Source organism: Paenibacillus alba (assembly GCF_013204855.1).
In the GTDB taxonomy this organism is placed as follows: domain Bacteria; phylum Bacillota; class Bacilli; order Paenibacillales; family NBRC-103111; genus Paenibacillus_E; species Paenibacillus_E alba.
Genome location: NZ_JABMKZ010000027.1, coordinates 100,580 through 112,079 on the forward strand (window position 1 = coordinate 100,580; position 11,500 = coordinate 112,079).

An 11,500-nucleotide genomic window follows, 5' to 3' on the forward strand; every position below is an offset into this window, starting at 1 on the left:
AGCCTCTTGCTCTATTTTGGAGCATCAAATATGGAATTGCCTTTACGTCGGTCTAGGTGCAATTCCGGAAAAAAACCGATCCTTGGTAGAGGGATTATAGGTGCCCCAGGCACAGGATATTCCTTGATGGATGGCTATTTCCGTCTGTTCCGAATGACCGAACTTCTCGATTTGGAAGATCGATTCGAACTGCCGGCCCCATTTAACTGAAGAGAGTACCAGCCTTCGGATGATTGGCACCTCCGAATCCGCCTTCAATTTATTCATGACGTGGCGGATAAAGTGAAGGAATAGAAAAGATGTTAAAACGCTACTGACATCCTGTTGTCAGTAGCGTTTTTGTGTAGTCGGAGTATGCGAATATCGCAGTGTTTGGGTATACGCGACGGCATCCGTTTTCTTAGCTACACAAGAGTGAAATGTATCATAGCACCAACTGGATTTTGGATTTTTTTGCAAATTATCAATTGATTGAGCTTATCTTGCGGCGGCGGCTGGTCTGAAAGGCTGCCGCGACGACGAGGACGCCAGCGATGAGAGTGACGGCGCTCGCTACCTGCAATGCGGACTCGGCCCCAGTTGTGAAGGAGCCGATGATAGCGGCTTGCTGTGAGGGGGCTGCAGCGACTGCCTCAGCAACCGTGCGCGGGATTGGGTCCTGGTGCTGAAGGGTTGCCGGCAGATGCCGGGTAAAGCTCTCGGTTAGCACGGTGCCGACGATCGCGACGCCGAGGGCGCTGCCAAGTTCCCGTGTCGCAGATTGAAGTCCACCTGCTACGCCGGCCTGTTCGGCGGGCAGCGCCGCAGTGAGTTCGGCTGTCAAGCATGGAAGAGCGAGCGCGAAGCCGGTCCCGATTAGGACGAGCCAGGCAGCGTAGACGAGGTACGGTTGATGTGCGGCGAAGGTCAAGCCGAACAGTCCGATGCCAATGGCGAGGAAGGCTGCAGACAGCGTTAAGGGAATGCCGATGCGCCTCACCAGGTCGGGAACGAATCGTGCTCCCAACAGCATTGGCACCGTCATAGGTACAATCGCGAGTCCGGCTTGTAAGACAGAGTACCCGCGGCCGTATTGCAGGAGCGAAGCATTGAGGTAGAACAGGCCGAAGCTGCCGAAGAACAGCACGAGCATGCCCAGACTGGCAGTACTAAGCAGTGGAATAAGGAACAGGCGGGGGTCTAGCAAAGGGTGACGAACACGCAGCTCGACGAAGACCCAGGCGGCACCGAGCAAGACACTGACTGCGAACGCGGCGATGACGATGGCGCTGCCCCAACCGAGCTCCGGCCCTTCGATGATGCCGATTAGAAGAGTAATAGTTGCCGCGACTAGCAAGGCGGTGCCGACCGGGTCAAGGCTGCGCGGACTACGGCTGCTTCTTTTTACGGAGACTACCGTCCAGAGAGCACAGAGAAGCGCGATTGGCACGATGGCCCCGAATAGGGTCCGCCACGATCCGGCAGTCAGCAGCGCCGCGCCGGCGATGTTGCCGACGAGCCCGCCCATGCCGGTCATAGCGCCCCAGATGGCAAGGGCTCGGCCGCGCCGTTCGGGCGCGGTCGCGTGAACCAGTACTCCCACGCAGTTCGGAAGCACTAGCGCCGCCCCAACGCCGGTTATGGCTCGGCCAAGGAGCAGGATTATCACGTTAGCCGAGGCGGCCGAGATCGCCGCACCAGCTGCGAATGTGATGAGCCCGGCGATCAGCACGCCCTTGCGTCCGAAGTTGTCGCCGGCCGCGCCGCCTGGGATGACCAAGCAGGCGAACACGACGACATACGCGTCAACGATCCACAGCAATTCCGAAGAGCTCGGGTGCAACCCGCTGACCGCGAGCATTGGAACCGCCAGATTGATGGCGGCGACAAGGCCCACGACCAAGATGGTGCACGCGCACACACATGCCAGAACCAACCCAGACTGCCGTGACGGGTTCACGGTAACAGTGGATATTGTCTGAGGGACGCTCATTGTTGTCCGGCTTCCTTGTACGCGCCGCCTAGGATGTCATCTACCAGAGTGAGGTCGGCGGGTTTCCATCCAAGCAGTTCGCGAGTTCGTTCGCTGGAGCCTGTCATGGATAGTTTGAAGAAGCTGCCGACAAATCCGAAGTGTGCTTTAGCGTCCTCCGGCGCAATTGAAGCTACCGGAATATCGAGTGCGCGTCCGATGGCTTCGGCGATCGTCCGGGTGGAGATGGTTTCCTCTGCGACCGCATGCAGGCGTGATCCGGCCGGCGCCTTTTCGAGTCCAAGCCGGATGAGCTTGGCGGCATCGGAACGGTGCACCGCGGACCATGCGTGGGAGCCGTCACCGATGTACCCGGATACGCCCTGCTTACGCGCGGCGGACATTACAAAATTGATGAAGCCCCAGTCTCCGGTTCCGTGAACCGTCGGTGCGAACCGGATGATGATAGTCCGTACTCCGCGACCGACGTAGTCGAGAGCGAGGTTCTCAGCGCCGCCTCGGTGAGAGTCCGGGCTCACGTCAGGCGACGGGTCCGTCTCCAGTACCGGCCGCCCCTGACACAGACCGGACAATCCAGTCGCGACCATGAAAGGCCGGTTGGTACCGACCAGCGCTTCGGCAATGGTTTCGACTGCAGCCCGCTCAGCACGGTCAGACTCCGCCGGATTTGCAAAGTTATGCTTGTTCGCCAGGTGAACGACAGCTTCCGCCTCGGCCGCCCCGCGGCGGAGGGAATCGAGGTCATCGAGATCCCCGCGCAGGACCGTCGCGCCTTTCGCCTCGAGTGACGCTGCGGAGGCGTCCGACCTTGCCAATCCGACGACCTTGTGGCCCGCTCTCAGCAATTCATCTACGGTGGCCGATCCGATCCAACCTGTTGCTCCAGTTACAAATACATTCATCCGTATTTCCTCCTTAGTAGCCCTTCTGCTGGCTACGGCTTCAATTTTGCGGTTACTCGCATGGTTTGGGTTCGCGATGTTGGTCGCTCCCTGTAATTACGAGACACCGTGTAACTTAATATACAAGAAACGATACATTGTGTCCAGTAATTATTTTGGGGTAGGAACAAAACGGCGTGAGGACCCCGGGGACGAGCTTAAATGGCGGTTCCGCCGTAGCCCGTGTTCTTGTCGCGCGACATCGCGTGCGGATGAGGTTCCGAGAAAATGATGCCGCTGCATCGATTGGGATGTCCCGCGACCAAAGAATACGCAATCTACCGGTTTGACGCCGTTACAATTTCGAGACAACTTGTCTAGGAAGTGGACAAGGAGCACTTTCTCCATGTATAGTTGAACTATGGACAAAGAACTTTATCATGGCGGTCGTCCCCGGAGCGAGCAAGCGAGGACGGCTATTCTAAATGCGGTTGACGATCTCTTGGTCGAAGTAGGCTATGCGGCAATGACAATGAAGAGCATCTCCGAGAGGGCAGGAGTGTCTCGGCAGACCGTTTATCGGTGGTGGTCACACAAAGCGGAGATCTTGTTTGAGGCAAGCGCGGCCGATGCGGCCGAGGAACTTGCGATTACAATTACAGGCAATCCATTGGACGATCTAACGTCCTACGTGGAAGCGCTTGTGCGCTTCCTTGCGCATTCACCGGCCGGAGCCGCCTACCGAGCACTCCTCGGCGAAGCGCAGCACGACCTCGCTGTAGCGGAACTGCTCTCCGCGAAGGACCCGCTCGGCGACAGTGCTCGATTCGTGCTCGAGCAAGTGATCGGGAAGGAAGCGCGGTCACTTCGGATCGAACAGGCAACCTCCTTGCTGATCGGACCGAGCTTCTTTTGGATTCTGAGCGGACGCGATCCCGCGGGGCTTGTCCCGAGGGAACTGGCTGAGAACTTCATTTATGACCTTCAGGCAAGACAATTGCGATGAATTGGCGTATAAAGGAGACCGATTTGCCTGTTTGACTGTTGGGACAATGGCTGGAACCGAATATGTTTTTTGATCTGATGATCGAAAAACAAATAACCGTCGCTCGGGTAACGAGAGACGGTTTTCTAGTTTGACGCACATCGCGCATCATTTTGTGACTAAAAATTTGATGACAGACAGGAGTTAGATACGATGATAAAAGGTTTCGGAGGAATATTTTGGAGAACCAAGAATCTTGAAGCTATAAAAAAATGGTACAGTGAAGTGTTGCAGATTGAAATAGAAAATTGGAATGGGACTGTGATAAAGCCCCAATTAGGAAATGAGACTATCTTTTCTTTCTTTACCGAAAATGACAGTTATTTTCCAACTGAGCAACAAGTGATGTTAAATTTCCAAGTACATAATCTAGACGAGACGATTAAGCATCTCGAACATATTGGCGTACCTCTTGCAAAGAAAAAAGAGATGAGTGAATTTGGGAAATTCATTTGGATTGAAGATCCTGAAGGTCGACTGGTCGAGCTTTGGGAGAGATAACGAGTTGTTATTCATTTTGACTGTGACGACAGTGGTTCTAGACGATTGGGATACCGATTGTAGGTATTCAAGAAGATATCTGCAGAGTGCTGGACATAAGCTTTCATAAATTCAAGCGATGTAATCAAAGACTGGTCTTTTGGGCCGGTCTTTCTTTATGTGGCATGCCCAGAAGCAACCGCTGTCCAGTCGTCCGGATCGCTTCCGCCTCAGGAGACGGGACTGACGATGAATAGCTGGGCTGGCAAATTTCATCTTGAGATGCATTGGTGGCATTCCGTGCATTTTGCGCTATGGAACCGTCCTGAGCTGTTGGAGAATAACTTGGCTGGTATCGTGTGATACTTCCTCAAGCGCAAGGACTGGCACAGTCCAAGGATACGAAGGGGCCCGTTGGCCAAAGTGCGTAACGGAGGAGGGGATTAATGCGCCATGCTTTATCGAGCCGTTTCTGATCTGGCAGCAGCCGCACCCCATCTACTTTGCTGAACTGCTGTACTCGGTTGGTCAAGATCGTGAAACGCTGGAACGCTATAGCGACATCGTCTTCCAAAGTGCAGATTTCATGGCTTCCTTCGCAGAATGGGATGACGCTGGCAAGCGTTATGTTTTGGGGCCGCCGCTTGCACCAGCGCAGGAAATCTATGATCATGCGGTAACGATGAATCAGGCCTTCGAGCTTGCTTACTGATCTTTCGGCTTATCCACAGCGAATCGTTGGAAGGAGAGGCTCGGCTTAATCTGCCGAACGGCCATAACTTTCAGACCAGCAGGCTGCCGATCTATCTGCCTGGCAATGTTGGCTTACTTACGGCTGTTGCCATGATGGCGAGCGGCTGGTTGGGAGGTCCTGATACGACAACTCCCGGGTTTCCACAGGATGGTACCTGGACGGTACGCTGTGAGGGAATACATAAAATGCTTTAATTCAGCAAAAGACAAATGAAATATGTCTTGTTGCTGTCGAAGTTTGTCATTTTGCTGTCATTGAGGGGTGGTATACTCACTTCTATAATAAAGTGAGGGAGAGAAGTTTATTTATGAAGAGATTTTCATTAAGAAGTTTATTTGTGCTTTCAACTTTGATTTTGGTTGTATTAAGTGGCTGCGTGAGTTCCACCAGTCCAATCACCTTTAATTTTCCGAATGATAAATTAAACGATTCCGAGCAACTATTTGTCAGATTTTCGGATGGAAACGTAACTCAAGTGCCTTACAATGCGGGAGCATCTACGACAACCGTAAATAATCCGGGGCCTAAAACAATAGTAGGAGGGTATGTAAGTAACGGGGTAGTAAGTTGGGTTCCTAATTACTCTTTTGTCGGAGATCCACCTTCTGCGGTAAATGTTAGTGGGATTGCTGCGCAAAAACCTGTACTCGTTGCCGACCATGTCAAGTTAACTAAACCGCCAGAAACTCAAGGCCAGTATGTATCTGTCACATTTGCCGTCTATGATAAAGAAGGTAAACTTGTGGATGGGCAAACTGAGGTTTTTGCTCATTCGGCAAAGCTTGGATCCATTTTTTACAATACGGACCCTTTTGACAAGAGCGGGTATCGGGTTAATGAGGTGAATGAAGGCTTTTCCACGTTTACAGTGAATGGAGAAGCTACCTTTCTTATTAAATCAACTAATAATCCGATCACAACCGAACCGTTATCTTTATATTCCGGTTCAAAGTTAATTTCCAATGATCCTTTCCGTACTGGGACTAATCTTGTAACGAGTATGGCAGTAGCCTCTGCAGGCAATGTGTCTACATTGCAAATAGGCGGCACCGTGGCAATGAGTGCAACCATTATGCCGGTAGAAGCTACCAACAAGACATTCACATGGTCCGTTGACAATGGCACCGGTTCGGCTACTATTAATGCAAGCGGCGTGTTAACCGGCACTTCTGCAGGTACAGTAACCGTGAAAGCTGCAGCTAATGATGAAAGTGCAAAGTTCGGTTCTAAAATAATGACGATACAATCGACACCTGTAACTGATATCAATATAACCACGCCTGGCAATGTGTCTAGTTTGACAATAGGCGATACCTTGGCTATGAGTGCAGAGATTTTACCGATCGACGCTACGAACAAGGCAGTCACGTGGTCCGTTGAGAATGGCACCGGTTCGGCTACTATTAACGCAAGCGGCGTGTTAACCGGCACCTCAGCTGGCACGATAACCGTATTGGCCCACGCAAATGACCAAAGTGAAGCAGCTGCTTTTAAAACGATATTAATTAAACCGACTCTTGAAGCCTTTGCAGGGGGATCTGGTACACCAAGTGATCCGTTTCAAATTGCCAACGCTGAGCAGTTGAGCGAAATTAGATATCATTTGGATACCTATAAGAATTACCGATTGATTGCTGATATTACTTCGTTCCCTAGCGTTGAAGGCGGTTGGCAGCCAATTGGTGACAACGATTTTGGATTTCAAGGGAACTTCGATGGCAATGGATTTATAATCAGAAATTTAACGATTAATCGACCTCAGAATAGTTATTTAGGACTTTTCGGAGTAACGGAAACGAATAGTGAAATCAGTCATATCCGTTTGGAAGATATGAATGTAGCTGGCAGTTCCCAAGCAGGGGGCTTGGTTGGCTACAACAAGGGAACGATTCGTAACAGTTCCGTAACAGGCAGTGTGGAAGCCAGTTCAGCGGCTGGCGGTTTAGTTGGCGTAAACGAAGGAACAATTAGCCGCAGTTTTGCTGAAGCGAACGTAAGCAGTGACTATGGTTCTGGTGGTTTAGTTGGCAATAACGCTACCGAGGGAACCATAAGCAACAGCTATGCAGCGGGAAGTGTCTATGGTTATAATGGGGTCGGCGGTTTGGCCGGTTCCAGTAATGGAGGAATTAGCAATTCATATGCGATAGGTAACATCAAACCACATCCTAACAGTACTCCCAATAATTTGGGTGGATTGACCGCATACTCTCAATTTGAAATCATAAATAGTTACTTCAACACCGAAACAACAGGGCAAACGGATAATGGATTAGGTAAAGGGCTCTCTACTGAAGCAATGAAGATACAACAAACCTATGAGCAATGGGATTTTGCTAGTATATGGGCGATACACGCATCACGAAATAACGGGTACCCTTACTTGCGAGATGTACAGTTCTATGTGGACTATGATGGGAACGGCAGCACGAGCGGGACGCCTCCGACGGATGGCAAAGCCTATTCAAAGGGAGTAACGGCTAATGTATATAGCCAAGACGTAGATTTAGTGAAGACGGGCTATACTTTCGCAGGATGGAATACAAAAACGGATGGCAGCGGAACCAGCTATGCAGCAGGATCAACAATAGCCATAACAGGTGACACCATTTTATATTCGAGATGGTTGGAAAACACTCCTGCAAGTATTCCTGTTACAGCAATTACCGTGAGCAGTAATACATACAGTGTATACGTAGGGGAGAAGCTGCAATTGAATGCCGTTGTAGCACCTAGTAATGCGACAAACACTGGTGTTACTTGGACCGTTAGTCAAGGAAGCGGAAATGCTAGCATTTCTGCTGAAGGAGTGCTGACAGGTTTAACAGCAGGCACGGTTACGGTTACTGCAACGTCTGTTGAGAATGCGGCTATAAAGGGTAGTGTAGTTGTTACTGTAGCCAAAAAGCCAGATGATACTACTTCAGGTTCAGGTTCGGGCTCAGGTTCAGGTTCAGTTACTCCTCCTTCAGTCGATCCTAAACCAGAAACAAAACCTGAAAATAAACCAGAGAATAAAACCGAAGTGAAATTTAACGATAAGGTTGTTAATTTTTCAAATGTCTTAGCGAAGCTCAATCAAAAAATTGAAGAAGCTAAGGTTGCTCCTAGTGTTACATTTAAAGACACAAATTCTCATTGGGCAGATGCGACGGTTTCTATTTTCGTGAAGCTTGGAGTTGTTAACGGCTACGCGGATGGCACTTTCCATCCTAATGCAAGTATTACACGTGCTGAATTTGCGACCATCATTGCCAAAGTATTTGACTTATCTGCCACTGGATCTGGCAATAAGCTGAAGGATACTTCGGGGCATTGGGCAGAATCTTCCATTAATGCGTTAACAGCAAGCGGAATTATTTCTGGTTACGAAGACGGCACTTTTAAACCAAATAAAGAAATAACACGTGCTGAAATTATTTCTATGATTAGCAAATTGATAACGATTAAAGCGGGAAGCACGCCAGCTACGACTGTGTTTACGGACATCAATGGCGCGTGGAACAAAGAACAAATTGAAGCGGCAGCTTCCGCAGGCCTGATTAGTGGAGAAGGTAACGGCTTGTTCTCTCCAAACAAACAGTCTACTCGAGCAGAGGCTTTGACTATTGTGCTGCATGTTTTGCAAGCAAATCCGGATTTGAATGCTCTTCTGGGTACTATTAAGTAATGTAGGATAGAGGCTACCCAATAAGCCGAATTTGGTAGATAAGTGTCGATAGATGATGGGGTTTCCAGAACAGTTGAGTTGAGATCAGTTCACCCAAGTGTAAAAGCCTGCGTAAATACAGGAATTTCCGGGCGAATTCGGTTAAAAAGTGGAAATGCCTGCAATTGTGCAGGCATTTTTATCTTTTTCAGCCGCTCATCCAGAATAAGCCTCAAAAACCTGCACAAACGCAGGAATTTACTAGTTGAGGCTATTTCAAGAGCAAAAAAGATGTATAATTGCAGGTTTAGAGAAAGCAACTGGAGCTAGAGCTCAAAGAAAGTAGGAGGCTCATCAAGAGACTATCGGAACCTGTAATAGCTACAGTGAGGGAAGACACTGTTCAAAAAAAAGTGATTGACCAATCAATTATTGGATGCTATATTGGTTTTATGTAAGTGATTGATCAATCACAAAATTAAAAAGAGGTGATTCCTGTGGAAAAAGCAATTGTAGTTGGAGCAACAGGAGGTACAGGTGCATCCGTTGTGGAAGAGCTAGTCAAGCGAGGGATTCGGACGGTAGCCTTTGGGCGATCTCGCCAAAAACTGGAGGATCTTAGAGCTAATCTGGGTCATCCTGAGCATTTGATGATTGCCGTAGGTGATGCATTTCGGCCAGACGATATTGTTTCTGCTTCGGAGGGTGCGGATGTCCTGTTCCATTGCGCGAACGTGCCTTATCACGAGATGGTAAACAAGCTGGTTCCTCTTGGTGAATCGGTGATGGAGGCTGCGGATCGGCTAAGTATCAAAATAATAGTCATTGACGGGATTTATCCCTATGGAAGAAGACAGATGGCTCGGGCGACCGAGGAACATCCTAAGCAGCCGCATACGAGGAAGGGGAAAGTCAGGCTCGCTTATGAGAAAATGCTGTTCGATGCACGGTGGAGCCGGGCTAAGGTTATGATCGTCCGCTTGCCGGATTATTATGGCCCGACGGCCAATGAGGCTTCTTATCTGGGTTCTACACTTGAAGCAATTGCGGCTGGCAAGATGACATTTTTCGTTGGCAATATGCGTGTCCCCCGTGAGTTCATTTATTTACCAGACGCAGCTTTCATGATCGTGGAGCTCGCTGACAGGGATGATGCGTATGGGCAGAACTGGCATATTCCTGGCGCAGGCTTGATCGCTGGCAGCGAGATCGTGCAACTAGCCCAGCAGGCAAGCGGAAGCGCCAAGCTGGTTATTCCACTTGGAAGAGTGGGGTTGTCTTTGCTAGGTATGGCTGTGCCCGTTATGAAGGAAGTTGTGGAGATGCTTTATTTGACGCAAGAGCCTCTTGTTTTGAGCGGGGACAAATACGAGCGGCTGATTGGACCGTTGCGGGCAACAACCTTCGAAAAGGGAATCACGGCTACGGTTCACGCGTTGCAGAGGAGAAATGGTGCTATTTTAACAGTGAAAAGTAATTGATCAATTAATAAATGAAGTTAAGGAACTAGCAAACTCTTGAGTTTGCTGGTTTTTTGCGTTTCAAAAGAGAAGCAGCCAAGTCTTTCATTATTCTTTCATTTGACTATTATAAACTTAAATTATGAAGTCTTATCATTCCATCCATGAGTTGAAGTCTCCAATCGAATCAGAGTCAGTCTCAGGGATCTAGAATAGAGATGATTAGAAAAATCAAGTTTTGGAGGTAAGAGGGTCATGCAAAAACAGTTTAAGAAATTCAGCCTGCTGTCATTGATTGTTATCTCGTTCGCATTTGTAATTGTTTTTAGTATAAATTCTTCAAATGTGTATGCAGCAGCCAGTGGTACAGCGGACGGCACTTACGACTTCAGCGGTCCTTTGAAAGTGAATAATAGTGGAGGTGCAGGATATGCGATCTTTGCTGATAAATTCGTTGTGAGCAATGGTTTTGCCATTACAGGAACGCAGTTATGGTCGGAGAATCAGCAAGCTCCTGACACAACAGGGACCCTTGTTATTAAGGCAGCGGGTACGAGTACGTGCAAGACATTTACCTTTAAGGATTTGGGGATAAGCGCTTATGGTACTTCAGGGAATCTTACCTCTCTTTCTGTTGTCTTAAAAGATTTGGGAGGTGCTACAATTGCTACGCTTTCAAAGTCGGGGACTGTAAACCTTACAACTACTGCTTCTCAATTGAGCAGTTTGCTTGGAGAGTCAACTTATAATTACAACAATGTAGCCTCAATAACGATAACCTGGAAATTCGCAAACACCTTGGCACCTTCGAATTTAAACTTTGATCATATTACGATTGCCAATGTGGTTGGCGCGGATGTCACCCCACCGACGGTATCTGACGGTACGATTAGCACGTCAGGCATTACCGCAACTGGAGTAACGCTGAACTGGGCGAAAGCCACAGATGCGGTCAGCGCGCAAAGCGCCCTGCAGTACCAAGTGTACCGCTCCAGCAGTAATAATCTAGGCACGGTAGCGAATATCGAAACGAACGGAACGGCAATCGGCAGCTACGCAGCGGATATCGGCACATATAGTGTGACGGGACTAACGGAAGGCACGACCTATTACTTCAACGTAATCGTGAAGGATGAAACCGGCAATAAGACGGCCTATACAACGAAGCAGGTTGTCACTCTAGACGTCACAGCACCCGTAGTGTCTGTTGGCACGCTCAGCACCTCAGGCATCACAGGCACAGGAGTAACATTGAACTG

Annotated in this window: 9 protein-coding genes; 6 read left to right on the forward strand and 3 right to left on the reverse strand. The window is 49.2% G+C overall.

Annotated features, from left to right (window positions below; genetic code table 11):
• Positions 1-42: 42 nt before the first annotated feature.
• The 3 genes from HQN90_RS26685 to HQN90_RS26695 form a co-directional block, all read right to left on the reverse strand.
• Positions 43-240, reverse strand: coding sequence for a hypothetical protein (locus HQN90_RS26685; RefSeq protein WP_173224365.1), 198 nt, complete (start codon positions 238-240; stop codon positions 43-45).
• Positions 241-463: 223 nt separating this feature from the next.
• Positions 464-1,972, reverse strand: coding sequence for an MFS transporter (locus HQN90_RS26690; RefSeq protein WP_173224367.1), 1,509 nt, complete (start codon positions 1,970-1,972; stop codon positions 464-466).
• Positions 1,969-2,874 carry an SDR family oxidoreductase gene (locus tag HQN90_RS26695; protein ID WP_173224369.1) on the reverse strand — a complete coding sequence of 302 codons (906 nt, stop codon included), beginning with the start codon at positions 2,872-2,874 and terminating at the stop codon, positions 1,969-1,971. The genes HQN90_RS26690 and HQN90_RS26695 overlap by 4 nt, the downstream gene beginning before the upstream one ends.
• 400 nt (positions 2,875-3,274) lie before the next feature.
• On the opposite strand from HQN90_RS26695, the gene HQN90_RS26700 reads away from it, so the two are divergent.
• The 6 genes from HQN90_RS26700 to HQN90_RS26725 form a co-directional block, all read left to right on the forward strand.
• Positions 3,275-3,859 carry a TetR/AcrR family transcriptional regulator gene (locus HQN90_RS26700; RefSeq protein WP_173224371.1) on the forward strand — a complete coding sequence of 195 codons (585 nt, stop codon included), beginning with the start codon at positions 3,275-3,277 and terminating at the stop codon, positions 3,857-3,859.
• A 192-nt stretch (positions 3,860-4,051) separates the two neighbouring features.
• Entirely contained in the window at positions 4,052-4,399 is a 348-nt protein-coding gene (locus HQN90_RS26705; RefSeq protein ID WP_173224373.1) for a VOC family protein, read from the forward strand.
• Positions 4,400-4,685: 286 nt separating this feature from the next.
• Entirely contained in the window at positions 4,686-5,090 is a 405-nt protein-coding gene (locus HQN90_RS26710) for a hypothetical protein (protein WP_173224375.1), read from the forward strand.
• 349 nt (positions 5,091-5,439) lie between these two features.
• Positions 5,440-8,802 carry an S-layer homology domain-containing protein gene (locus HQN90_RS26715; RefSeq protein WP_173224376.1) on the forward strand — a complete coding sequence of 1,121 codons (3,363 nt, stop codon included), beginning with the start codon at positions 5,440-5,442 and terminating at the stop codon, positions 8,800-8,802.
• Positions 8,803-9,278: 476 nt separating this feature from the next.
• The gene (locus HQN90_RS26720) at positions 9,279-10,262 is read left to right on the forward strand and encodes an NAD-dependent epimerase/dehydratase family protein (protein ID WP_173224378.1); all 984 of its coding nucleotides are present in this window, start codon (positions 9,279-9,281) and stop codon (positions 10,260-10,262) included.
• Between the two features lie 234 nt (positions 10,263-10,496).
• Positions 10,497-11,500 (forward strand): fibronectin type III domain-containing protein (locus HQN90_RS26725; RefSeq protein ID WP_173224380.1); only part of this gene is annotated, 1,004 nt, incomplete at its 3' end.